This is a genomic window from Burkholderia cepacia complex sp. TUM26381 (assembly GCF_057439935.1).
Genome location: NZ_CM172006.1, coordinates 2,889,367 through 2,911,289, shown reverse-complemented (window position 1 = coordinate 2,911,289; position 21,923 = coordinate 2,889,367). Strand labels below are relative to the sequence as shown.

Below are 21,923 nucleotides of genomic sequence, written 5' to 3'. Positions count from 1 at the left end.
GAATGACGGGGGGCCTGGCGCGCGGCGCGCGCGCCGGGCAAAACCGGTCAGGTCACCGCGCCGCGTTCGGCGAACTCGGGTGCCTTCCACGCGTCGGTGGCGAGGATGTCGCGCAGCGTCTCGACGGCATCCCACACATCGGCGAAACGCGTGTAGAGCGGCGTGAAGCCGAAGCGCAGCACGTACGGCTCGCGGTAGTCGCCGATCACGCCGCGCGCGATCAGCGCCTGCATCACTTCGTAGCCGTGCGGATGCTCGAAGCTTGCCTGCGAGCCGCGCTGGTGATGTGCGCGCGGCGTGACGAGCTTGAGCGACAGGCCTGCGCAGCGCGCTTCGACGAGCGCGATGAACGCGTCGGTCAGCGCGAGCGACTTGCGGCGGATCGCGTGCATGTCGGTCTGCAGGAACACGTCGAGCCCGCATTCGACCATCGACATCGACACGATCGGCTGCGTGCCGCACAGGAAGCGTGCGATGCCCGGATCGGGCGCGAAGGCCGGCTGCATCGCGAACGGCGCGCGGTGGCCCCACCAGCCCGACAGCGGCTGCGAGAAATGCGCGAGATGGCGCTGCGGCACCCACACGAACGCGGGCGAGCCGGGGCCGCCGTTCAGGTACTTGTATGTGCAGCCGACCGCGCCGTCCGCGCGTGCGCCGTTGAGATTGACCGGCACCGCGCCGGCCGAGTGAGCAAGATCCCACAGCATCAGCGCGCCCGCGTCGTGCACGAGCTGCGTGACGGCCGGCATGTCGTGCATGTAGCCGGTGCGGTAGTTCACGTGCGTGATCATCGCGACGGCCGTGTCCGCGCCGAGCGCGGCCGGCAGGTCGGCCGGATCGTCGATCAGGCGCAGCTCGTAATCGCCGCCGAGCTGTTCGATCAGCCCCTGCGCGATATACAGGTCGGTCGGGAAGTTCGAGCGCTCCGACACGATCACGCGGCGCTCGGGCGCACGTTCGGCCTGATGGCGCAGCATCGCCGACAGCAGCTTGAACAGGTTGATCGAGATGGTGTCGGTGACGACCGTTTCGCCCGGTGCGCCGCCGATCAGCGTCGCGAGCTTGTCGCCGAGACGGCGCGGCAGCGCGAACCAGCCGGCCGTGTTCCAGCTGCGGATCAGGCCTTCGCCCCATTCGGCGCCGATCACCTGCTGCGCGCGGGCGGCCGAGGCGCTCGGCTGCGCGCCGAGCGAGTTGCCGTCGAGGTAGATCACGCCATCGGGCAGGGAGAACTGGCCGCGCAGCGGGGCGAGCGGGTCGTCGCGGTCGAGCGCGAGCGCGTCTTCACGGGTCTTGATCATGATGTGGGGTCGTGGGTCGGGGTAATCAGGAGGCACGTGCAGGCAGCGCGCGCAGTACCGCGCGCACCGGGCTCGCGTCGAGCGTCGCGAATTTCAGCGGCAGTGCGATCAGTTCGTAGTCGCCGGGCGGCACGTCGTCGAGCACGATGCCTTCGAGGATCGCCATCCGGTGCGCACGCACGCGGTGATGGGCATCCATCGTCTTCGATTCCTGCGGGTCGAGCGACGGCGTATCGATGCCGATCAGCTTCACGCCATGCGCGGCGAGCAGATCGACGGTTTCGGGCGCGACTGCGCAGAAATGGCTGTCCCACTGTTCTACGTTGGCACGCGCATACGTGCGCAGCAGCACGCGCGGCGGCACGTTGTCGAGCGCGGTCGCGATGTCGGCCGGCTGCACGACCGGCGACGCGCCGATGCAATGGATCACGCGGCACGGGCCGAGATAGGTGTCGAGCGGCACGGCGCCGATCGGGGCGCCGTCGGCGTCGTAGTGCAGCGGCGCGTCGCAATGCGCGCCCGTGTGCGGCGACAACGTCAGGCGCGCGACGTTGACCGGCGAGCCGGCCTCCATCCGCCACACGCGTTCGACGGAAACCGGCGTATCGCCCGGCCACACGGGGGTGGCGGGGCTGACAGGCGGCGAGATGTCCCAGAGAGTGTCCATGGCATGACGAATCGGTGAATCGATCCTTCGAATGATAGGTGGACGCTCGCAGAAAGTGCTTGCGAAATAAACATGGACAATCCGCCGGATTGGCAGATAATTCGACTCAGAGGGAAAACGGGGACCAAAAATGCACGCGATCACGCTCGATGCCACCGACTGCCGGATTCTGGCGGTACTGCAGGAGGAGGGCAGAATCAGCAATCTCGACCTGGCGGAACGCATTTCGCTTTCGCCATCCGCCTGCCTGCGCCGCATGCGCCTGCTCGAGGAGCAGGGCGTGATCGAGCACTATCGCGCGTGCCTGAGCCGCGAGAAGCTCGGCTTCGAGCTCGAGGCATTCGTGCAGGTGTCGATGCGCAACGAAGAGAATCAATGGCACGAGCGCTTCGCGGAAGCGCTGCGCGAATGGCCGGAGGTGGTCGGCGCATTCGTCGTGACGGGCGAGAGCCACTATCTGCTGCGCGTGCTCGCGCACAACCTCAAGCACTATTCGGATTTCGTCCTGAACCGGCTCTACAAGGCGCCCGGGGTGATGGACATCCGTTCGAACATCGTGCTGCAGACGCTGAAGGATGAAGCGGGCGCGCCGGTCGGGCTGGCGCGCACGGGGGCGATCAAAGCGGTGTGAGGCCGTGGAAGCCGCCGCCGTGAAAGACGAGCGGCGGGGCCGTGTCCGATACCGCGCGCACGCCGCAGCGTTCGACTTCGCCGACGAAGATCACGTGGTCGCCTTCATCGTAGCGGCTGCGGTTGTGGCATTCGAACCAGGCGAGCGCGCCGTCGAGCACGGGCATCCCCGAGTTGCCGGCCGCATGCGCGATCCCTTCGAAGCGGTCGCCCTTGTAGGTCGAGAAACGCTTGCACAGGTCGAGCTGCGACGCCGCGAGCACGTTCACCACGTAATGGCTGTTGCCGCGGAACACGGGCGTCGACGCCGATTTGTGCGCGAGGCTCCACAGCACGAGCGGCGGATCGAGCGAGACCGAGTTGAACGAGCTGGCGGTGATGCCGATCAGCTGCCCGGACGGCGCGCGCGTCGTGATCACCGTCACGCCCGTCGCGAACTGGCCGAGTGCCTGCCGGAACGCGGCCGCGTCGAAATCCGGCGGGTTGGCGCGGCTCATCGGGCCACCATCCGGAACGAGACGGGCAGGCGCGGCGCGACGCGGACGGGGCGGGCACGGCGGACGAAAGGCGACAAGGCGGTCGATTGGGAAGGGGTGCGCATGGCCCGATTTTAGCGGAATCGCAGCCGCCGGGCCCGGCCGGACGGTGCATTGCGGGGGCAAGGTGGCGTACCGAACACTGCGGCGCGCTGCTCGATGCGCATCGCGGGCGGCCGGCATCGCCGTTCTGTCGCGTTTTTCAAGCAGGCCTGCTGCGCCAACCGGCAGCGCCGCATCACGCCTGCCATCGATCCCCGCGCTAGCGCGCCGCTGCCAGCCCGAGGGACAGCGCGCCTGTCACGATCAGGCTCGATGCCCACACCGCATCGAGATTGAACCAGCTTCGCGATACGAACTTCAGCCCGAGATAGCGGTACACGAGCCACGCGAGCCCGCCGCCGGCGGCGATCATCGCGGCCGCATGCACGGCCGCGACGACGAGCGCCATCCCGAGATGCGCATCGACGAGCATCGCGGCCGCGCGGTGGCCGGCATCGCCGTCGAGCCCGCACAGCCCGAGATAGATCGGCACCAGCATCAGCCCCGCGCCGTGCGCGAGCGCGACCGCGAACGACCACAGGCCGAGCCGCGCGGGCGGGATCCGCGCGAGCGCGCGCGGATGCCTGCGCCGGATCAGCAGCACGGCGCCGAAGCCGATCACGAGCGCGCTCGCGCCGATCCGGATCGCCGACTGCCACGCGAGCAGCGCGGCGAGCAGCCCGAACGGCAGCATCACCGCGAACACCGCGAGCGCATGGCCGAGCGCGAGATAGCCGAGCGCCGCGACGAGCGCGGCGCCGCGGCGCGTCATCAGCGCGTTCGACACCGCGAGCGGCCAGCCCATCGCGGGATTGAGCCCGTGATAGATGCCGCTCGCGAGCACGGCCGCCCACAGGGCGGCCTGCGCGTGCAGGCCGGTGCTCAACGCCGGACCGACGGATAGCAGAACGAGTCGGTCGAGCAGTCGCCGCCTTCGAGCCGGATCTGGTGCGCACGGTAGCCGTCGGGGAATTCGACCCAGTAATCTTCGGCGAGCGTCAGCCCGCCTTCCGGCCCCGCATGCGCGAGCACCTGCGCGCCCGGCACGCCGTCCGGATAGAACTGGTCGTCCCACGTCGAATACAGCGAATTGGTCCAGTACACGCGCCGGCCGTCGCGGCTGATCTCGACCATCTGCGGGCCGCCCGCGAACCTGCGCCCGTTCGTGTGCGGCGCACGGCGCACGATGCCGCCGATGCGTACCGACCCCGCGAGCACCGGGTTGTGCGGATCCGACACGTCGTACTGGCGCATCTCGCCGGTCCCCCAGCACGACACGTACAGGAAGCGGTCGTCGAGCGACAGGTCGATGTCGGTCACGAGCGGCGGCACCGCGCCGAACGATTTCAGCAGCGGCGGTAGCTCGTCGGCCGCGGCCGGCTCGGCCGGGATCGTCGCGGTCTTCTTCACATGGAACTTGCTGCCTTCGCGCCACCAGGTCCAGATCGAGCCTTCGAGATTCGTCGTATCGACCACGACGCCGACGAACCCGTATTCGCGCGCCGGGTCGTGCGCGGGCCGCACCTCGAGCGCCATCTGGTGCTGCGCGCCGAGATCGATCGTCTGCACGTTGCGCCGCGCGCGCAGGTCCCAGAAATGCAGCCGGTGCCCGTATTTGTTCTCGAGCAGGTCTGCCGGCACGATCCCGTTTTCGAACTGCGGCGGCAGCGCCCACTCGCTCGACACCATGTAGTCGCGCGGCAGGTTCCACCAGAAGTCGTAGTGCTTGTCCTGCGGGCCGCGGTCGATCTCCCAGCGGCCGAGCACGTCGAAGGTTTCGCAATCCATGATGAAGATGCCGGGCGCGCCGTCGGTGCCGTCCTTGCCCGCGCCGCCGAGCGTGCTCACGTAAATGCCTTCGGGGCCGCAGTGTACGGTGTGCGGACGCGAATAGCCGGTCTTCGCGAAGATCTCGTCGGGCTCGATGATCTTGTGGATGCGCGCCTGTGTCGGATGCGGCTTCGTGTCGATCACGTAGATGCGCGACGAGCGCAGGCCGGGGATGATCAGGAAGCGGCGTTCGAGGAACGCATGGCCGGTCAGCGGCGACAGCGACGACGAGCACGCATTCCAGCCGAAGTGGTGAAACTCGTCGCCGGTGTTCGGCATCGTTACCGTATGCACGATCTTTCCGTAAGTCGGCGAACCGGGCTTCACGTCGATCACGGCAAGCGCGTCGGGTCTGGAAAAATCGGGGCTCAGCAACAACGTATAGGCAAATTCTTCGGCGGGTGCCTGCATCGCAAGCGCCGGCGAGGCGTGAAACGTCGGGTCAGGCCGCATGCTCATGGTGATGCCCTCTCGATGGGTTGGGATCGTGGACGCACGGCCGTTCGTTGCGGGCGTGCGGACTGCGGGTGCCGTTCGGCGTGGATGGCGCCGGCGGGCGCGATCGGCAGGCGGATGCACGCGTCGGCGACGCGTACGGCGCCGTGCATCAGATCGTGAAAGCGGGAAAAGACGAGGTACTGGACCGCCGTGCCCGGGGCGGGACGGCCGTGCGGCATCGCGATGGTGCGATTGAGGTGCCGGCGCGCGAGGTGGCGGCGACCGGGCCCGCGATGCGGGGGATGTCTGCTAAGGCATGCATATCGATGTTCCGGCAGATGATGTTTGCATCAGGGTCGGGCGTGCATCGGACGCTTGGCTGGCGCGACGGGTTTGCCGCCGCTTGCGCGTGCCTAAGTGTAGACGAGAAATGTGCGGCACGGTCGCGTGCGGCACCTGTCCGCTCTGCCAGGTTCGCGCGCGAGTGAGATACTTGCCGGAGTGCCGCTGCGTCCGCACCGCGTGCGGGCGGCGGCGAGACGAAACGGCGGCGCCGGTACATGCGTAGCGGTTGCCGTCATCAACGAGGGACTGATTTCATGGGGAACGAGATGCTTGAAACCGCGACGTTGGGAGGCGGGTGTTTCTGGTGCACGGAGGCCGTGTTTCTCGACGTCGACGGCGTGACGGCCGTCCAGTCGGGTTACGCGGGCGGCCATACGCGCAATCCCGGCTACCGCGACATCTGCGAAGGCGATACGGGCCACGCGGAAGTCGTCAACGTGACGTTCGATCCGGCGCGCATCGGCTATCGCGAGATTCTCGAGATCTTCTTCGCGACGCACGATCCGACCCAGTTGAACCGGCAGGGCAACGACGTCGGCACGCAGTACCGGTCGGTCGTGTTCACGCATTCGGATGCGCAGCGCGACACCGCGCTCGACGTGATCCGCGAGTTGGAACGCGAGCAGGTGTTCGGGCAGCCGATCGTCACGCAGGTGGTGCCGCTCGACGGCAACTACTGGCCGGCCGAGGATTATCACCAGAACTATTACGCGCAGAACCCGGGGCAGGGCTATTGCTCGGTCGTGATCGGGCCGAAGCTCGCGAAGTTCCGGCAGAAGTTCTCGCACCGGCTGAAGTCGCTGCGCGGCGCGTAAGCGCATGACCGGCGACAGCCGGCGGAAACGCGCGTTACGCCGCCTCGTTGCGCCACTGCGCGCACGCGGCGGCGATTTCGCGCGCGAGCGCGATGCACGACAACGGCGCGGAGCCTTCCGCCTTGTTGTTGATCGTGATGATCACCGGCTGCCCGGCCAGCGCGTAGCGCGCGGCCAGTTCGGCGAGCGCCGAGCGCGTGGCCGGATCTTCGTCGACGAGCTTGTCGAACGGCTCGTATTTCGCTTTCGCCTGTTCGTACTTGAAGCCGCCGTGCAGGCTCCAGCGCACGATCAGCGGCCCCGGCGCGTCGCCGTCGAGCAGCGCGAGCGCGGCGGCCTGGCGCAACGGGTCGGGCATCCGCGCATGCAGGCCGACGCAGTAGCGCACGCCGAGCGCGGCGAGCGCACGGATGAAGCGCGGCGTGAGCAGGCTCGCGTCGCGAATCTCGATTGCGTAGCGCGTGCCGTCGGCTTCCGGCGGCAGCGGCGGTAGCGCCGCGAAAAACGCGGTCAGCCGGTCGATCAGCGCAGCCGGTTCGGCAAGCAATTGATCGGGCAGCGGCGAAAACTGGAACACGAGCACGCCCGCTTTTCGGCCGAGCCCTTCGAGACACGGCTGCACGAATTCGCGGGTCGCGAGCGATGCGTCGAGAAAGGTCGGGTTCGGCCCCGACGGCTCGCCGCGGCGGCCGCGGATCACCGCATCGGTCACCGAAGCCGGCGCCTTCACGACGAAGCGGAAATCGTCGGGCACCTGCTGCGCGTAGCGCAGGTAGTCGGCCACCGACAGCGGGCCGTAGAACGACCGGTCGAGGCTCACGCTCCTCAGCAGCGGATGCGCGCCGTATGCTTCGAGCCCTTCGCGCGACAGCTTCGTCTGCGCGAAATCGCCGTCGTAGACGATGCCGTTCCAGCCGGGGAAATACCACGACGACGTGCCGAGCCGGACGTTCGGCGGCAGGCCGGCCGCGGCGTCGGCGACGTCCGCCGCGATCGGCGCGGGCAGCACGCCGCGCTTGCGCCGGCCTTTCTTCGGCGGCGCGACGGGCGGCGACGGCTCGTCCCACAGCAGGCCGGAGGCAGGTGCCGGTTCGTCGTCGACAGGGCGCGGGGGAGTAGGGGCAGGCCGCGGATCGTCCTGCCCGTGCGGTGTTACGTGCTCATCGGGGCCGGCGGGGCGGCCATCGTCCGCCGGCGCCGGCGACGCGCGTGCGCCATCCGCCGGCACGCCGAACAGGTCGAATTGCCCGTCGGCGTGCGACTCGTCCGCATCGTCGCGCCGCTGTCGTTCCGGCGGCGCCTTGCGCCGCGTCCTGCCGTCACCCATGCATGCCCAGCGTGAAGCGCCGCCTAGCGCGGCAGCGCGTGTTCGTACATATAGCGCCGCGACCACGGCAGCGTTTTCGCGCTGCGTCCGGCCTTGCGGCACACGATCTGGAAGATCGACACGTCGTCGTGCTCGAATGCATACGCGCAGCCGGCAAGATATACGCGCCAGATGCGGAATTTTTCGTCGTCGACGAGGGCTTTCGCCTGGTCGGCCTTCGCCTCGAAGTTCTCCGTCCAGATCTCGAGCGTGCGCGCATAGTGCCGCCGCAGGCTTTCGACGTCAACCGCCTCGAGTCCGCCGCGCTGCGCCGCTTCGAGCGCGAGGCTGATGTGCGGCAGCTCACCGTCCGGGAACACGTAGCGGTCGATGAATTCGCCGCCGCCGAGCGCCGTTTCGCCGCTTTCCGCATCGGTCGACGTGATCCCGTGGTTCATCGCGATGCCGTCGTCGGCGAGCAGGTCATGCACGCGCGAGAAGTAGAGCGGCAGGTTCTTGCGGCCGACGTGCTCGAACATCCCGACGCTCGTGATGCGGTCGAACTGGCCGTCGATCTCGCGGTAATCCTGCAGGCGGATCTCGATCTTGTCTTCGAGCCCCGCGGCCTTCACGCGCGCGGTCGCGAGGTCGAACTGGTTCTGCGACAGTGTCACGCCGAGACACGTCGCGCCGAACTTCTGCGCGGCGCGCAGCACGAGCGCACCCCAGCCGCAGCCGATGTCGAGCAGGCGCTGGCCGGGCTCGAGCCGGATCTTCGTCAGGATGTGATCGATTTTCTTGATCTGCGCGGTGGCGAGATCCTCGTCACCGTTCTCGAAGTACGCGCACGAGTACACCATGTTCTCGTCGAGCCACAGCCGGTAGAACTCGTTCGAGACGTCGTAGTGATACTGGATCGCCTTCTTGTCGGTGCTCTTCGAGTGATTGAAGTAGCGCTTCACGCGCGCCAGCTTGCTCGCGCTCGTTACCGTGCTGCGCGCGAGCGAGTAGCTGATGTTGATGATGTCCGACAGCCTGCCTTCGATGTCGATCTTGCCCTTCACGTACGCTTCGCCGAGATTGTCGAGGCTCGGATCGAGCAGCAGCGGCAACGCCGACGCGCTGTTCACCTTCAGCGTGACCTGCGGTGCGCTGAAGGTGCCGAAATCGAGTTGATCGCCGTTCCACAGCACGAGGCGCGCCGGTATGTTCGCTTTCGCCCGTACTTCGTCCGCCCACTGTGCCAGCTTCTTTTCCCAGAACATTTGGATTCTCCGTTTGTTCGTTGAATCGAATACAGCCAAGTATCTTGACCGGCGCCCGCCGCTTGCGAAGCGGGCACCCGGATGCAACACGAGACACGACCGGCGTGCGCCGGCGCCGCGCTTACGGCGACAGGCGCGAGATCGTCCAGCCCGGCGACGCCGCGGCGTCGCGCGTATAGAGCAGACGGTCGTGCAGCCGCGACGGGCGCCCTTGCCAGAACTCGATCGCGTCGGGGACGAGGCGGTAGCCGCCCCAGTGCGGCGGGCGCGGCGGGTTGTCGCCGTAGCGTTCGCTGATGGCCTTTTCGCGCGCTTCGAGCGTCGCGCGGCTGTCGATCACGGCGCTCTGCTCCGATGCCCACGCGCCGATGCGCGAGCCGAGCGGGCGCGACGCGAAATAGCGGTCGCTTTCTTCGGCGCTGGTTTTCTCGATCCGGCCTTCGATGCGCACCTGGCGCTCGAGCTCGATCCAGTAGAACAGCAGCGCGGCTTGCGGATGCACGGCGAGGTCGTGCCCCTTGCGGCTTTCGTAATTGGTGAAGAAGACGAACCCGCGTTCGTCGACGCCCTTGATGAGTACGATCCGTGCCGAAGGCCGGCCGTCGGCGCCGACGGTCGCGAGCGTCATCGTGTTCGGCTCGGGCAGTTTGGCGGCGAGCGCCTCCTTGAACCAGCGATCGAACTGGGCGAGGGGGTCGGGGGCGGCATCGGCTTCGTCGAGCGAAGCACGTGAATAGTTGATGCGGAGATCGGCGAGAGTCGTCATGTTATGCAAACGCTTCAATCTGGGGCCAGTATAGCGAACGCGCGAGAATCGTGCGTGCACAGTGGCGCGTGCGAGCGGGGAGTTCAGGCAAAATAGAGGGCTGCACGACTTACGTTTTCCTTGCTGCCATGTCCGCTGCCGAAGCTTCCCCGCCCAGTTCTTCTGATCTTACCCCGACCCCGGAAATCCAGCTTGACGTGGATCGCGCCCGGCGCTTCGGCGGCGTCGCGCGCCTGTACGGCGCGCCGGCCGCCGCCGCGTTCGAGCGTGCGCACGTCGCGGTGATCGGGATCGGCGGCGTCGGGTCGTGGGTGGCCGAGGCGCTTGCGCGCAACGCGGTCGGCACGCTGACGCTGATCGATCTCGACAACGTCGCGGAAAGCAATACGAACCGGCAGATCCACGCGCTCGACGGCAATTACGGCAAGCCGAAGGTCGACGCGATGGCCGAGCGGATCGCGCTGATCGATCCCGCGTGCCGCGTGAACCGGATCGAGGATTTCGTCGAACCCGACAACTTCGACGCGCTGCTCGGCGGCGGCTTCGACTACGTGATCGACGCGATCGACAGTGTGCGCACGAAGGTCGCGCTGATCGCGTGGTGCGTCGCGAAGCGGCAGCCGCTCGTCGTCGTCGGCGGCGCGGGCGGGCAGCTCGACCCGACGCGCATCCGCATCGACGATCTCGCGCTGACGATCCAGGATCCGCTGCTGTCGAAGGTGCGCGCGCAGTTGCGCAAGCAGCACGGCTTTCCGCGCGGGCCGAAGGCGCGCTTCAAGGTCAGCGCCGTGTATTCGGACGAGCCGCTGATCTATCCGGAAGCCGCCGCGTGCGACATCGAGGACGGTGCGGAGCCGTCCGCCGCGGCGCATGTCGCGGGGCTCAACTGTGCGGGATTCGGTTCGAGCGTGTGCGTGACCGCGAGCTTCGGGTTCGCGGCCGCCGCGCATGCGCTGCGCGCGATCGCGGCGCAGGCGGCCGGCTGAGCCCGCGCCGCGCGGGCGTAGCGGGATGAGGCTGCGGCGCGGGTAGTGCGCCGCAAGCGAGACGGCGGCCCGGCCGGGCCATTGCGGCCCGGCGTGCCGCGCGTCAGTTGAGCGCCATGCTCAGCTTGCGTCGCCACCCGGCGACGAGGTCCGGGCGATCGCCGGCCAGTTCGAACACCGAGATCAGCGTGCGGCGGCCGAGATCGTCGCCGTACGCGCGGTCGCGCGTGACGATTTCCAGCAACTGCTCCACCGCACCTTCGTACGCGCGCCGCGCGATCAGGCTCTGCGCGAGGTCGAAGCGCGCGTCGAGATCGGCCGGGTTCGCCGCGATGCGTGCTTCGAGCGCGTCGGTCGGCGGCAGGTCGGCCGTGGCCTCGAGCGCGTCGAAACGGGTCTTGATCGCCTGGTAGCGCGGATCGCCGTTTTGCACGGTCTGCGGCGACAGGCGTTCGGTCTCCGCACGGGCGGCATCGACCTGGTTGCTCGCGAGCAGCAGTTCAATCAGGTCGAGGCGTGCGTCGTCGAAACCGGGGTTCAGCGCGAGCGCCGCTTCGAGGTGCGTGAGCGCATCGTCGAAGCGCTGCTCGGCCATCGCGTACTGCGCGGCGCGGCGCTCGGCTTCCTCGGGCGCCGGCAGCAGCCGGTCGAGGAACGCGCGCAACTGGCCTTCGGGCAGCACGCCGACGAACTGGTCGACCGGGCGCCCGTCGGCGAATGCGATCACGTGCGGGATGCTGCGCGTCTGGAAGTGCGCGGCAAGTTCCTGGTTCTCGTCGACGTTGACCTTCACGAGCTTCCAGCGGCCTTCGTAGTCGGCTTCGAGCTTTTCCAGCAGCGGGCCGAGCGTCTTGCAGGGGCCGCACCACGGCGCCCAGAAGTCGACCAGCACGGGCGTGTCCAGCGACGCCTCGATGACGTCTTTCTCGAAAGTGGCAAGCGTGGTGTCCATGTCGTTCTCTTCGGTTCGAATATCGTCAGGATGGGGGCGGTGCGCCCCTTTTTCAACGCGGTTTCGACTCGGGCAGCGGGATCCACTCGGTCTCGCCCGGCACCTTGCCCATTTCCTGGCGCGTCCAGGCCGCTTTCGCGCGCTCGATCGCGTCGCGGCTGCTGGCGACGAAATTCCATTCGATGAAGCGTTCGCCGTCGATCTTGTCGCCGCCGAGCAGCATCGCGCGTGCGCCGCTGCCGCTCGTCAGCGTGACCGTCGCGCCCGGTGCGAGCACGGCCATCTGTTCGGCCGGCACCGGCGTGCCGTCGATCGCAAGCTCGCCGTCGACCACGTAGACCGCGCGCTCCTCGTGCGACGCGTCGAGTTCGAGCCGGCCGCCGGCCGCGAAGTCGGCCGCGACGTACAGCGTGCGCGAGAACGTCGTGACGGGCGAGCGCAGCCCGAACGCGTCGCCCGCGATCACCGTCAGCGATACGCCGTCTTCGTTGCGCTTCGGCAGCGTGTCGGCCGGATGGTGCTCGAACGACGGCTCGGTCGTCTCGTGCGCTTGCGGCAGCGCGACCCAGGTCTGGATCCCGTGCACGGTATGGCCGCTGGCGCGCTGCGCGTCGGGCGTGCGTTCGGAGTGGACGATCCCGCGGCCGGCCGTCATCCAGTTCACGTCGCCCGGCACGATGGCCTGCAGCGAGCCGAGGCTGTCGCGGTGCAGGATCGCGCCGTCGAACAGGTAGGTGACGGTCGCGAGCCCGATGTGCGGATGCGGGCGCACGTCGAGCCCTGTGCCGGCCGGCAGCGTAGCGGGGCCCATGTGATCGAAGAAGATGAACGGGCCGACGAGACGTGCGGCGAGCGCGGGCAGCGTGCGGCGTACCTGCAGGTTGCCGATGTCGCGCACGTGCGGCTTCAGCAGGGCTTTGATCGAGTCGGTCATGGCGGCTCCAGTGGGGCGGCAGGGGATGCCGGTCATTGTACTGGCCGACCGCCGCCGATTCCATGCGCGCCGCGCGGGTATCGGGCCCCCGGCGAAACCCGGTAGACTGACGCGCTTCTCGGGAAAACGCTGGGCCGCCCCAAGTTTTCCTGACCCCCTCGGAGTGCCTGGCGCGAAGCGACAGGGTGGGGGCCTGGCACAATGATTCGAATCGAGGAGACGCCGATGATGGCCCCGAAGGACTTGCTGCTCGCGCTGGTCGTGATCCTGGCGTGGGGCGTGAACTTCGTCGTGATCAAGGTCGGCCTGCATGGCATGCCGCCGATGCTGCTCGGCGCGCTGCGCTTCACGCTCGCGGCCGTGCCCGCCGTGTTCTTCGTGCGCCGGCCGCAGATTCCGTGGCGCCTGCTGGTGCTGTACGGCGCGACGATCCAGCTCGGCCAGTTCGTGTTCCTGTTCACCGGCATGTACGTCGGCATGCCGGCCGGCCTCGCGTCGCTCGTGCTGCAGTCGCAGGCGTTCTTCACGCTCGTGTTCGCGATGCTGTTCCTCGGCGAGCGGCTGCACGTGCAGAACCTGATCGGGCTCGCGATCGCCGCGGGCGGCCTCGTCGTGATCGCCGCGCAGGGCGGCCGCGCGATGACGCTCGCGGGCTTCCTGCTGACGATCTGCTCGGCCGCGATGTGGGCGTTCGGCAATATCGTCACGAAGAAGGTCGGGAAGGCGAATCTCGTGTCGCTCGTCGTGTGGGCGAGCCTCGTGCCGCCCGTGCCGTTCTTCCTGCTGTCGCTGTGGTTCGAAGGGCCGCAGCGCATCGCGACCGCGCTCGCCGGGCTCAACGGCGCGTCGATCTTCGCGGTCGTCTATCTCGCGTTCGTCGCGACGCTGCTTGGCTACGGGCTGTGGAGCCGGCTGCTGTCGCGCTACCCGGCCGCGCAGGTCGCGCAGTTCTCGCTGCTGGTGCCGGTCGTCGGGCTCGCGTCGTCGGCGCTGCTGCTCGACGAACATCTGACGCGCACGCAACTGATCGGCACCGCGCTCGTGATGGGCGGGCTCGCGGTGAACGTGTTCGGCGGGAAACTGGTGCGCCGCTTCGCGGCGTCGTGACGCGCCGGCACGCAGCGCGTGCCGGCGGCAGGGAACGGGCGGCCGTCAGGCCATCCGGTTCTTCGCGAGCGGCGGATTCGCGGAGAAGTAACGCTTGATGCCGCGGAAGATCGCGTCGGCCATCTCGTCGCGATAGCTGTCGTCGTTGAGCCGGCGCTCTTCGTCCGGGTTGCTGATGAACGCGGTCTCGACGAGGATCGACGGAATGTCGGGCGCCTTCAGCACCGCGAACCCGGCCTGCTCGACCGAGCCCTTGTGCAGCTTGTTGATGCCGCCGACTTCCTTCAGCACGTAGTTGCCGTAGCGCAGCGAGTCGCGGATCTGCGCGGTCGTCGACATGTCGAACAGCGCGCGGTTCACGGCCGCGTCCGCCGTCTTGATGTTGATACCGCCGATCAGGTCGGACGAATTCTCCTTGTTCGCCATCCAGCGCGCCGCGGCACTCGTTGCGCCGTGGTCGGACAGCGCGAACACCGACGACCCGCGCGCGGACGGCGTCGTGAACGCGTCCGCGTGGATCGACACGAACAGGTCGGCGCCGACGCGGCGCGCCTTCTGCACGCGCACGTTCAGCGGCACGAAGAAGTCGGCGTCGCGCGTCATCATCGCGCGCATGTTCGGCGCGCCGTCGATCTTCGCGCGCAGCTTCTTCGCGATGTCGAGCGCGATGTGCTTCTCGTAGGTGCCGCCGCCGCCGATCGCGCCCGGATCCTCGCCGCCGTGGCCCGGATCGATCGCGACCGTCAGCAGGCGCACGGTGCTGCCCTTGCCGGATTTCGGCGCGGTGAACTTGTAGGTGTCGCCGTCGTCGTCGCTGTCGTCGCGGCGCGCGATGACGGGCGGCGGCTTGACGGCCGGCTTCGCGGGCGTCGAAGGCGTGCCGGCCGCCGGCGGCGTGTGCGGCGTGGCCGGCGTGTTCTGCGCGAAACGCTGGAAGAACGCGTCGCTGTTGTCGCCCGCGCCGGGCGGCGGCGTGCCCGGGCCGGCCAGCGTGGTCGGCGGCTGCATCTGCTGCGCGCGCGCCGTATCGTTGAGCGCCTGCTCCTTGCGTTCCGTCTGCGCGATCAGGTCGGACAGCGGATCGGGCGCCACGGCCGGATACAGGTCGAACACGAGCCGGTACTTGTAGGTGCCGACGGGCGGCAGCGTGAACACCTGCGGCTTCACCGAGCCTTTCAGGTCGAACACCATCCGCACGACGTGCGGCTGATACTGGCCGACGCGCACCGACTGGATCTGCGGATCGTTCGGCGCGATCTTCGACACGAGGTCGCGCAGCGCCTGGTCGAGGTCGAGGCCGGTCAGGTCGACGACGAGGCGGTCGGGACCCTGCAGCAGCTGTTGGCTATTCTGCAGCGGCTGGTCGGATTCGATCGTGACGCGCGTGTAATCGCGCGCGGGCCACACGCGCACGCCGAGCACCGACGACGCGTGCGCGAGCCGCGGCGCGACGAGACCGAGCACCAGCGTCGACGCGCCCGCGCACAGAATCTGGCGGCGGCGCCAGTTGTGCGTCGCGGTGGCCGCCGATTCGATCGAGCGGAACGGTTTGATCAACATCTTTCGAGACATGCCTTTCCTGAAGCGCTATACGCCCGGACGGTGAGGGCGCGGCCGTCGCCATCCACGTCGAGCGAGAAAACCAGATCGGGCACGCCGAGCAGGGTGCCCGCCTGTTGCGGCCATTCGACGAGGCAGATCGCGCTGGAATTGAAATATTCGCGAAAGCCTGCATCGGACCATTCGGCCGGATCGTTGAATCGATACAGATCGAAGTGATAGACCTCGAGTTCCCCATCGTCGCGTTCGAGCGCGTATGGCTCGACGAGCGTATAGGTTGGGCTGCGCACGCGTCCCGGGTGGCCGAGGCCGCGCAGGATCGCGCGCACGAGGGTCGTCTTGCCTGCGCCGAGATCGCCGACCAGCTGGATTTGCAGCCCGTCGAACGCATGCGCGCGGTCGAGTTCGATGCGCGCCGCGTCGAGCGCGTGCGCGAAGCGGGTGCCGAAGGCCTCGGTCGCCGCTTCGTCGGCGAGCGCGATCACGCGCTCCGCGAGCGGGGCGGGCAGCATGGCGTCATGAGGCGATTGGCTGGACGTGGCTGGCATTCTCGTAAAATAGTGCGATGAACCGATTACCGGAACTCGCCGCATCCGACAGGCCTTCGACTCAAGCCGAAGGCGCGGCGCCGTGCGCGCTCGATGATGCGGCGTTGACTGCGCTTGCCGCTCGCATCAGGGCGTGGGGGCGCGAATTGGGTTTCGGGGCGATCGGCATCAGCGATACCGATCTCTCGGATGCCGAAGCAGGCCTCGCCGCCTGGCTGGAAGCCGGATACCACGGCGAAATGGATTATATGGCGAAACATGGGATGAAACGCGCGCGTCCGGCCGAACTTGTGGCCGGTACGCGACGCGTGATTTCCGTGCGGCTCGCCTATTTGCCGGCCCAAACGCTCGCCGGCGATGCACCGGGCGGCGAGCCCGGCGCGCTCGTGCCGCACGATTGGCGCGCACGCGAACGGGCGCGGCTCGACGATCCGCAGGCGGCCGTCGTGTCGATCTATGCGCGTGGCCGCGACTATCACAAGGTGCTGCGCAACCGGTTGCAGACGCTCGCGGAGCGCATCGAGGGCGAGATCGGCGCATTCGGCTACCGCGTGTTCACGGATTCGGCGCCCGTGCTCGAGGTCGAACTCGCGCAGAAGGCGGGCGTCGGCTGGCGCGGCAAGCACACGCTGCTGTTGCAGCGCGATGCCGGTTCGCTGTTCTTCCTCGGCGAGATCTACGTCGACCTGCCGTTGCCGGCCGACGCGCACACGTCGCCTGACACCGCACCCGAGACGCCCGGCGCGCACTGCGGCAGTTGTACGCGCTGCATCGACGCGTGCCCGACCGGTGCGATCGTCGAGCCGTACCGCGTCGACGCGCGCCGCTGCATCTCGTATCTGACGATCGAACTGAAAGGCAGCATCCCCGAAGCGTTGCGGCCGATGATCGGCAATCGCGTGTACGGCTGCGACGACTGCCAGCTCGTGTGTCCGTGGAACAAGTTCGCGCAGGCCGCGCCCGTCGCCGATTTCGACGTGCGGCACGGTCTCGACCGCGCGACGCTCGTCGATCTGTTTGCATGGGATGCCGACACATTCGACACGCGGATGCAGGGCAGCGCGATCCGGCGCATCGGCTACGAAAGCTGGCTGCGCAATCTCGCGGTCGGGCTCGGCAATGCGCTGCGCGTGGGTCCGGACCGGCTCGCGCCGCCGGCGCGCGACGCGATCGTCGCCGCGTTGCGCGCGCGGGCCGACGACCCGTCGCCGGTTGTGCGCGAGCATGTCGAATGGGCGCTGCGTGCTGCGTGAAGGCGGCGTAAAGTGTCGTCGGCGCGTGGCGGGGCCGCGCGCATCCCCCGGTCAGGAGAAGGCAATGTTCAACGCAGTCATCGACGCGCCGTTCGGCAAGGTCGGCATCCGTACGGATGCCGCGGTGGTGCGCGAGATCGTCTATCTGCCCGAATCGGTGAAGTCGGTCGATCCGGATTCGGCGCTCGCGAAGCGCGCGGTCAAGCAGATCGAGCGTTATTTCGAGCGTGCGTCGGCGCGCTTCGACCTGCCGCTCGCGGAAGTCGGCAGCGCATTCCAGCACCGCGTGTGGGACGTGATCAGCGATATCCCGCCCGGCACCGTGCTGACCTACGGCCAGGTCGCGAAGCGGATCGGCAGCGCACCGCGCGCGGTCGGCCAGGCGTGCGGCGCGAACTACTTCCCGCTCGTGATTCCGTGCCATCGCGTCGTCGCGGCGGGCGGCCTCGGCGGCTTCGCGAACCACGACGACAACGGCTATTACCAGAAAGTGAAGCGCTGGCTGCTGGCGCACGAAGGCGTGCCGTACTGATGAGTGAACCCATGATTTCCCCCGAAGCCGACGGCGATGCCGCCGCGGCGTCACCCGCGCTGCTCGCGAGCCGCGCGTCGATCGACGAGTTTTGCGATGCGCTGTGGCTCGAGCACGGGCTCGCGCGCAACACGCTCGACGCGTACCGGCGCGATCTGGTGCTGTTTTCCCAATGGCTGGCCGAGACGCACGATGCGCCGCTCGATGCGGCCGACGAAGCGATGGTGACGGGCTACATCGCCGCGCGCAGCGACGGCAAGGCGACGTCGTCGAACCGGCGGCTGTCGGTGTTCCGTCGCTATTACGGCTGGGCCGTGCGCGAGCATCGCGCGAGCGCCGACCCGACACTGCGGATCACGTCCGCGAAACAGGCGGCGCGGTTCCCGTCGACGTTGTCGGAGGCGCAGGTCGAGGCGCTGCTCGGCGCACCCGACGTCGGCACGCCGCTCGGCCTGCGCGACCGCACGATGCTCGAGCTGATGTACGCGAGCGGGCTGCGCGTGAGCGAGCTCGTGACGCTGAAGACGGTCGAGGTCGGCCTGAACGAAGGCGTCGTGCGCGTGATGGGCAAGGGCTCGAAGGAGCGGCTCGTGCCGTTCGGCGAAGTGGCGCACGGCTGGATCGAGCGCTACCTGCGCGGTGCACGGCCGGCATTGCTCGGCGCGCGCGCGGCCGACGCGCTGTTCGTGACCGCGCGCGGCGACGGGATGACGCGCCAGCAGTTCTGGAACATCATCAAGCGTCACGCGCAGCAGGCCGACGTGCGCGCGCACCTGTCGCCGCATACGCTGCGGCATGCATTCGCGACACACCTGCTGAACCACGGCGCCGACCTGCGCGTCGTGCAGCTGCTGCTCGGCCACAGCGACATCTCGACCACGCAGATCTATACGCACGTCGCGCGCGAGCGGCTGAAGACGCTGCACGCGCAGCACCACCCGCGCGGTTAGTACGCGGGGCGCGCGTACCGGCGCCGCGCGGGCGCCGGTACGCGCTCGACGCGTACGCAGGCGCGCAGCGGCCGGCGTCAGACCAGCTCGCGCAGCTTGTGCTTCAGCACTTTGCCGGTCGATGCGGCCGGCAGCGCATCGAGCACGCGGATGTACGCAGGGCGCTTGTAAGGCGTGAGCCGCTCCGCGCACCACGCGTGCAACGCGGCTTCGTCCGCGGTCGCGCCCGGCACCAGCTCGACGAACGCGAGCACTTCCTCGTTGCCCTCGACCGCGCGGCCGATCACGGCCGCCTGCACGACGTCCGGATGCGCATTCAGCACTTGCTCGACCTCGACCGGATACACGTTGAAGCCCGACCGGATGATCAGTTCCTTGCTGCGGCCGGCGATCGTCACCGCGCCGTCCGGCTCCTGCCGCGCGAGATCGCCGGTGCTCAGCCAGCCGTCCGGCGACACGGCGGCGCGCGTCGCGTCCGCGTTGCGGTAGTAGCCGAGCATCACGTTCGGCCCGCGCACGCGGATCTCGCCGACGTCGCCCGGCGCCACGTCGGTGCCGTCAGGCGCGACGATCCGCATGTCGACGCCCGGAATCGACACGCCGACCGAACTGTCGGCACGCGGCGCGTCGAGCGGCGTCTGCGTGATCGTCGGGCTGCTTTCGGTCATCCCGTAGCCGTTGTGCAGCGGCACGCCGTACTGACGCTCGACGCGCGCCTTCAGGTTCGCGTCGAGCGGCGAGCCGCCCGAATACGCGAAGCGCAGGCGCGGCGCATGCCACGTGTGGCCGTGCGTGTGCAGGTGCTCGAGCAGCTTCGCGTGCATCGCGGGCACGCCCTGGAAGATCGTCACGCCTTCGTCGGCGAGCGCGACGCGCACGGCCTCCGGCGAGAAGCGCGGCGCGAGCCGCAGCGTCGCGCCTGCGTACAGGCTGCCGAGGCAGACCGACGCGAGCCCGTACACGTGCGACACGGGCAGCACCGTGTAGACGACGTCGTCGGGCGACACGCGGCGCAGCGTGCTCGACGTTGCGGCGATGAACAGCAGGTTGCGGTGCGACAGCATCACGCCTTTCGGTGCGCCCGTCGTGCCGGTCGTGTAGATCAGCGCCGCGCATTGTGTGGCGCCGTCTGCCGTGACCGGTTCGGCGGGCGCGCTCGCGTCGATGCAATACGACCACGCGCCGATGTCGACCGGCAGCGCGCCGGCGGGTGTCGCGCCGAGCCGCGCGGCATGCGCGCGCGCGTCGGGCGATGCGTCCGTCGCGAATGCGGCCAGCTTCGGGCGCGCATGCGCGGCGATCGCATCGAGTTCGCCGGCGGACAGCCGTGCGTTCGACACGAGCGCCCACGCGTCGAGGCGGGCCACCGCGAACAGCAGCACGATCTGCGCGACGCAGTTTTCCGCGACGATCATGACGCGGTCGCCGCCTTGCACGCCGAGGCTCGCGAGCCGCGCGGCCGCCGCATCGACGGCCTGCGCCAGCTCGCCGTACGTCAGGCGGCGCGCGTCTTCGATCAGCGCCGGGTGCGCGGGCGCCTGTGCGGCCCAGCGCGCGGGCACGTCGGCGATGCGGCGCGGCAGCGCGGCGAGCAGGGCGTCGACGTCGAGCGACTCGGACGAACGAATGGGCGAGGACATGGCGTCTCCAGAAAAGGGCGCCGGGCGGCGGCGCGACGTTGTTTGCGAACGATCGTGCCATGACGTCGCGCGCGCGACAATCGGCCAATCGGGCAATAGCCCTTCGCGATGTCCGCAATGATGGCGGGCGGAATCGGGGCGGCGGCTCAGGCGGCCGTCCGGCGGAAAACGGGCCGCGAGTATACCGCCGGCCTGCGCACGTCGCCGCCCGCCTGCCGGTCGTTCGCCATTAAAATGCCGCCATGAGCAAATCCAGACACGTGTCCGAAACCCCCGCGACCCAGCTGTTGCGCCGCCATGGCGTGGCGTTCGGCGAGCATCCGTACGACTACGTCGAGCACGGCGGCACCGGCGAATCGGCGCGCCAGCTCGGCGCGGACGAGCACTGCGTCGTGAAGACGCTCGTGATGGAAGACGAACACGCGAAGCCGCTGATCGTGCTGATGCACGGCGACCGTACCGTGTCGACGAAGAACCTTGCGCGGCAGATCGGCGCGAAGCGCGTGGAACCGTGCAAGCCCGAGGTCGCGAACCGCCATTCGGGCTATCTCGTCGGCGGCACGTCGCCGTTCGGTACGCGCAAGACGATGCCCGTCTACGTCGAGGCGACGATCCTCGAATTGCCGACGATCTACCTGAACGGCGGCCGCCGCGGCTACCTCGTCAGCCTCGCGCCGGCGGTACTCGTATCGCTGCTCGGCGCGCAGCCCGTGCAGTGCGCGAGTGTCGACTGAGGGTTTCACCTTCGTGGCACCCCGCGCCCGTTCGGTAGAATGGGCGCCGTTTCGGCTTGCCGGCTTGCCGCGCACGGCCGTCCCTTTACCGATACGTTGAAAGAAGAGTCCTCCGCATGCAGATCCTGCTCGCCGCCCTCGTTGCCTACCTGATCGGTTCGGTGTCGTTCGCCGTTGTCGTCAGTTCTGCGATGGGCCTGGCCGACCCGCGTTCGTACGGGTCGAAGAATCCCGGCGCGACCAACGTGCTGCGCAGCGGCAACAAGAAGGCCGCAATCCTGACGCTCGTTGGCGACGCGTTCAAGGGCTGGTTTGCCGTCTGGCTCGCACGACGCCTGGGCCTGCCCGACGTCGCGGTCGCGTGGGTTGCGATCGCCGTGTTCCTCGGCCACCTGTATCCGGTGTTCTTCCGCTTCCAGGGCGGCAAGGGCGTCGCGACCGCGGCCGGCGTGCTGCTCGCCGTGCACCCGGTGCTCGGGCTCGCGACTGCGCTGACCTGGCTGATCGTCGCGTTCTTCTTCCGCTATTCGTCCCTTGCGGCGCTGGTGGCAGCCGTGTTCGCGCCGGTGTTCGACGTGTTCCTGTTCGGCACGGGCCACAACCCGGTCGCGTGGGCCGTGCTCGCGATGAGCGTGCTGCTCGTGTGGCGTCACCGCGGCAACATTTCGAAGCTGCTCGCGGGGCAGGAGAGCCGGATCGGCGACAAGAAGAAGGCGGCCGCGGACGGCGGCGCGCAGGACGGCGGGAAAGCCTGAGAAAGCGCGGCGCTTGCCGCGCGCCGGGCGC

22 protein-coding genes are annotated in these 21,923 nt (G+C 68.7%); 9 read left to right on the top strand and 13 right to left on the bottom strand.

Translation table 11 applies throughout. The features are described 5' to 3' along the window. Positions 1-47 precede the first annotated feature (47 nt). Together kynU and kynB are read right to left on the bottom strand one after the other, a co-directional pair. Positions 48-1,301 carry a kynureninase gene (gene kynU, locus ACWMMN_RS13695; protein ID WP_059233349.1) on the bottom strand — a complete coding sequence of 418 codons (1,254 nt, stop codon included), beginning with the start codon at positions 1,299-1,301 and terminating at the stop codon, positions 48-50. Positions 1,302-1,326: 25 nt separating this feature from the next. Next, positions 1,327-1,968: an arylformamidase gene (gene kynB / locus ACWMMN_RS13690; protein ID WP_174994282.1), complete on the bottom strand. Its 642-nt coding sequence runs from the start codon at positions 1,966-1,968 to the stop codon at positions 1,327-1,329. Between the two features lie 130 nt (positions 1,969-2,098). Here kynB and ACWMMN_RS13685 point away from each other — a divergent pair, with 130 nt between their 5' ends. Then, a complete protein-coding gene (locus ACWMMN_RS13685) occupies positions 2,099-2,599 on the top strand; it encodes an Lrp/AsnC family transcriptional regulator (protein WP_006477992.1) in 501 nt (166 codons plus the stop codon). Here the strand turns inward: ACWMMN_RS13685 and ACWMMN_RS13680 are convergent. The 3 genes from ACWMMN_RS13680 to ACWMMN_RS13670 all read right to left on the bottom strand — a co-directional run bounded on the left by ACWMMN_RS13680 (position 2,586) and on the right by ACWMMN_RS13670 (position 5,465). Beyond that, complete coding sequence (locus ACWMMN_RS13680; RefSeq protein ID WP_059233351.1) at positions 2,586-3,095, bottom strand: flavin reductase family protein; 510 nt, start codon at positions 3,093-3,095, stop codon at positions 2,586-2,588. The two genes, ACWMMN_RS13685 and ACWMMN_RS13680, sit on opposite strands and share 14 nt — an antisense overlap. A 301-nt stretch (positions 3,096-3,396) precedes the next feature. Continuing rightward, positions 3,397-4,062 carry a hypothetical protein gene (locus ACWMMN_RS13675; RefSeq protein WP_059233352.1) on the bottom strand — a complete coding sequence of 222 codons (666 nt, stop codon included), beginning with the start codon at positions 4,060-4,062 and terminating at the stop codon, positions 3,397-3,399. Next, positions 4,059-5,465 (bottom strand): selenium-binding protein SBP56-related protein, encoded by a 1,407-nt coding sequence (locus tag ACWMMN_RS13670; RefSeq protein ID WP_486422757.1) that lies wholly within the window; start codon positions 5,463-5,465, stop codon positions 4,059-4,061. Before ACWMMN_RS13670 ends, ACWMMN_RS13675 begins: the two co-directional genes overlap by 4 nt. Before the next feature lie 578 nt (positions 5,466-6,043). Between ACWMMN_RS13670 and msrA the strand changes: the two genes are divergently transcribed. Further along, a complete protein-coding gene (gene msrA, locus ACWMMN_RS13665; RefSeq protein WP_059233355.1) occupies positions 6,044-6,604 on the top strand; it encodes a peptide-methionine (S)-S-oxide reductase MsrA in 561 nt (186 codons plus the stop codon). A 34-nt stretch (positions 6,605-6,638) separates the two neighbouring features. Here msrA and ACWMMN_RS13660 read toward each other — a convergent pair whose 3' ends face one another. From ACWMMN_RS13660 to pdxH, 3 genes are all read right to left on the bottom strand, one after another. Further along, the gene (locus tag ACWMMN_RS13660) at positions 6,639-7,931 is read right to left on the bottom strand and encodes a DUF72 domain-containing protein (RefSeq protein ID WP_486422756.1); all 1,293 of its coding nucleotides are present in this window, start codon (positions 7,929-7,931) and stop codon (positions 6,639-6,641) included. 23 nt (positions 7,932-7,954) lie between these two features. Then, positions 7,955-9,175, bottom strand: coding sequence for an SAM-dependent methyltransferase (locus ACWMMN_RS13655; RefSeq protein WP_059233357.1), 1,221 nt, complete (start codon positions 9,173-9,175; stop codon positions 7,955-7,957). Positions 9,176-9,296: 121 nt separating this feature from the next. Then, positions 9,297-9,941 carry a pyridoxamine 5'-phosphate oxidase gene (gene pdxH, locus ACWMMN_RS13650; RefSeq protein ID WP_059233358.1) on the bottom strand — a complete coding sequence of 215 codons (645 nt, stop codon included), beginning with the start codon at positions 9,939-9,941 and terminating at the stop codon, positions 9,297-9,299. A 128-nt stretch (positions 9,942-10,069) separates the two neighbouring features. On the opposite strand from pdxH, the gene ACWMMN_RS13645 reads away from it, so the two are divergent. Then, on the top strand, positions 10,070-10,927 hold the full coding sequence (locus tag ACWMMN_RS13645; RefSeq protein ID WP_059233359.1) for a tRNA threonylcarbamoyladenosine dehydratase: 858 nt from the start codon (positions 10,070-10,072) through the stop codon (positions 10,925-10,927). Between the two features lie 103 nt (positions 10,928-11,030). Here the strand turns inward: ACWMMN_RS13645 and trxA are convergent, their stop codons facing one another. Both trxA and ACWMMN_RS13635 read right to left on the bottom strand, forming a co-directional pair. Next, entirely contained in the window at positions 11,031-11,879 is an 849-nt protein-coding gene (gene trxA, locus ACWMMN_RS13640; protein WP_174994279.1) for a thioredoxin, read from the bottom strand. Between the two features lie 52 nt (positions 11,880-11,931). Beyond that, the gene (locus tag ACWMMN_RS13635) at positions 11,932-12,813 is read right to left on the bottom strand and encodes a pirin family protein (protein WP_340624401.1); all 882 of its coding nucleotides are present in this window, start codon (positions 12,811-12,813) and stop codon (positions 11,932-11,934) included. 228 nt (positions 12,814-13,041) lie between these two features. Between ACWMMN_RS13635 and ACWMMN_RS13630 the strand changes: the two genes are divergently transcribed. Continuing rightward, positions 13,042-13,920 carry an EamA family transporter gene (locus ACWMMN_RS13630; protein ID WP_174994297.1) on the top strand — a complete coding sequence of 293 codons (879 nt, stop codon included), beginning with the start codon at positions 13,042-13,044 and terminating at the stop codon, positions 13,918-13,920. A 45-nt stretch (positions 13,921-13,965) separates the two neighbouring features. Here ACWMMN_RS13630 and ACWMMN_RS13625 read toward each other — a convergent pair whose 3' ends face one another. Together ACWMMN_RS13625 and tsaE are read right to left on the bottom strand one after the other, a co-directional pair. Continuing rightward, complete coding sequence (locus ACWMMN_RS13625) at positions 13,966-15,492, bottom strand: N-acetylmuramoyl-L-alanine amidase (protein WP_059233363.1); 1,527 nt, start codon at positions 15,490-15,492, stop codon at positions 13,966-13,968. Next, positions 15,474-16,028 carry a tRNA (adenosine(37)-N6)-threonylcarbamoyltransferase complex ATPase subunit type 1 TsaE gene (gene tsaE, locus ACWMMN_RS13620; RefSeq protein ID WP_059233364.1) on the bottom strand — a complete coding sequence of 185 codons (555 nt, stop codon included), beginning with the start codon at positions 16,026-16,028 and terminating at the stop codon, positions 15,474-15,476. Before tsaE ends, ACWMMN_RS13625 begins: the two co-directional genes overlap by 19 nt. Positions 16,029-16,045: 17 nt before the next feature. Between tsaE and queG the strand changes: the two genes are divergently transcribed. From queG to xerD, 3 genes are all read left to right on the top strand, one after another. Next, positions 16,046-17,281: a tRNA epoxyqueuosine(34) reductase QueG gene (gene queG, locus ACWMMN_RS13615; protein ID WP_174994277.1), complete on the top strand. Its 1,236-nt coding sequence runs from the start codon at positions 16,046-16,048 to the stop codon at positions 17,279-17,281. Between the two features lie 64 nt (positions 17,282-17,345). After that, positions 17,346-17,813 carry a methylated-DNA--[protein]-cysteine S-methyltransferase gene (locus ACWMMN_RS13610; protein WP_059233366.1) on the top strand — a complete coding sequence of 156 codons (468 nt, stop codon included), beginning with the start codon at positions 17,346-17,348 and terminating at the stop codon, positions 17,811-17,813. Beyond that, positions 17,813-18,763: a site-specific tyrosine recombinase XerD gene (gene xerD / locus ACWMMN_RS13605; RefSeq protein ID WP_059233367.1), complete on the top strand. Its 951-nt coding sequence runs from the start codon at positions 17,813-17,815 to the stop codon at positions 18,761-18,763. Before ACWMMN_RS13610 ends, xerD begins: the two co-directional genes overlap by 1 nt. A 77-nt stretch (positions 18,764-18,840) precedes the next feature. On the opposite strand, the gene ACWMMN_RS13600 is transcribed toward xerD, so the two are convergent. Next, positions 18,841-20,403, bottom strand: a complete 1,563-nt coding sequence (locus tag ACWMMN_RS13600; RefSeq protein ID WP_486422755.1) for a class I adenylate-forming enzyme family protein — start codon at positions 20,401-20,403, stop codon at positions 18,841-18,843. Positions 20,404-20,645: 242 nt separating this feature from the next. Between ACWMMN_RS13600 and ybaK the strand changes: the two genes are divergently transcribed. Together ybaK and plsY are read left to right on the top strand one after the other, a co-directional pair. Next, positions 20,646-21,137 (top strand): Cys-tRNA(Pro) deacylase, encoded by a 492-nt coding sequence (gene ybaK / locus ACWMMN_RS13595; RefSeq protein ID WP_059233369.1) that lies wholly within the window; start codon positions 20,646-20,648, stop codon positions 21,135-21,137. Between the two features lie 116 nt (positions 21,138-21,253). Then, entirely contained in the window at positions 21,254-21,892 is a 639-nt protein-coding gene (gene plsY / locus ACWMMN_RS13590) for a glycerol-3-phosphate 1-O-acyltransferase PlsY (protein WP_059233370.1), read from the top strand. The last annotated feature ends 31 nt before the right edge of the window (positions 21,893-21,923 follow it).